Below are 1,462 nucleotides of genomic sequence, written 5' to 3'. Positions count from 1 at the left end.
GGGGCGCCGCTCTCAGTATGAGCTTCCTGCTATGCTGCTGTTGGCGCGGTCGCCTAACGCGAACAAGCGCATCATGTTGTGAGCGACCGCAAACCAAAGCAGATGAATGCGGGCCTTGATCTTGCCCCGCAGCGATAGCTGGCGCAGGCCCATGCGGCGGGCATGGGCATTGACGCATTCGTGCTCGGCGCGCAGCCGGTAGAATGCCTTGCCATCCTCGCTTTGCATGCGTGCACGCCAATCCGCGACGCCAACACCGTCGTCTTTCTTCGGCGCATAGGGATCAGTGCCATGCTTGGTTTGCCCCGCCGGGCACCACAGCTTGATGTCTTTGGCATGGGCCCACTCGATGTCGTCGCTTTTGGTGAAGCCGCCATCGACCAAATAGTTGGAGGGATCGTAGCCTTCAGCATGCACGGTCTCGATCCCCAGTCGGGCCAGGCCGCGATCCGAGCCGCTGGTATCGCTGTCGACCGCAACGACCACTTGGTATGCCGGTGCCGACATGATCTGCATGTTATAAGCCGGGCGCCATCCTCCATCGGCCATCTTCATCACCCGCGCCTCGGCATCGGTGGTCGAAGCGCGCGGCTCCTTCTGCTTGGCCACCTGTTTCTTGTTGGTCTTCTCTCGCCGCTCCCGCTCGGCCGCCAGCTCCTTCATGCGCTCCTGCGCCGCCACGATCCGCGTCTCGCGCTCGCGGGCGCCACGCTCCTTTGCCGCGCGCTGGCGACGATCGCCAGCCGCTGGATCCGTCTCGACTTCAGCTCGCAAGCGCGCCACCCGCGTCTGCGCCGCGGTGAGCAGATCATCAAGCCGCGCCCGCCGGCGGAAGGAACTCGCCCCGGCACTTGCGCGTACCCGCAAGCCGTCCTGCGCCAATGTGTCGAGCGACACCAAGCCAGCGTCCACCATCGACGCGACGCCCTGCGCCAGAAGCCGCTCCAGAACCGCCATATGCGCGATCCGGAAGGTCGACAGGCTATGATAGTTCATCGACACGCCGCCGCATAACCAGCGATAGGCCAAATGATCGCGGCATAGCCGATCCAGTTGGCGGGCGCTGCCTACCCCATCGACCGTGGCCCACAGCCACAGCGCCAACATCAGTTCCGGGGCCGCTGGTGGATGTCCGGGCTGGCCTTCGCGCGCCTTGATGACGTCATGCAACGCCGACAGATCAAGTCCCTCGACGAACGCCCAGATCGAGCGTACCGGATGATCATCCGCAATCAGATCGTCCAATGCCGCCATTTGCATGCCGATCTGACTGCGTTCCGGCACCCTCAGTCGCAGCGCACCCCGCCCTTCGGCCCGCGGTCTTTCCTGCTCGGGCAAGTCCTCGAATAATTGCTCATCAGCCATCGTCAGCCCTCACCTCGCACGCAATGCAATCGAATCACAGCACCGCAGCTCTGGCAAATGCCCATTTGCTACAAAGATTCTCACGCTCTCAGGATGA

The 1,462-nt window shown here is 63.3% G+C and carries 1 protein-coding gene; it reads right to left on the bottom strand.

The window, feature by feature from the left end:
* Positions 1 to 12 precede the first annotated feature (12 nt).
* Positions 13 to 1,365 carry an IS1182 family transposase gene (locus CWO91_RS42155; protein ID WP_130221168.1) on the bottom strand — a complete coding sequence of 451 codons (1,353 nt, stop codon included), beginning with the start codon at positions 1,363 to 1,365 and terminating at the stop codon, positions 13 to 15.
* Between the last annotated feature and the right edge of the window lie 97 nt (positions 1,366 to 1,462).

Origin of the sequence: Bradyrhizobium genosp. SA-3, assembly GCF_004212635.1 — a bacterium.
GTDB lineage: Bacteria > Pseudomonadota > Alphaproteobacteria > Rhizobiales > Xanthobacteraceae > Bradyrhizobium.
Note: the sequence above shows the minus strand (reverse complement) of the source record. Positions and strands in the feature narration are given on the sequence as shown.

Coding starts and splice junctions, on each gene's coding strand:
- CWO91_RS42155 (WP_130221168.1), bottom strand. CDS start 1,365: ATGGCTGATGAGCAATTATTCGAGGACTTGCCCGAGCAGGAAAGACCG.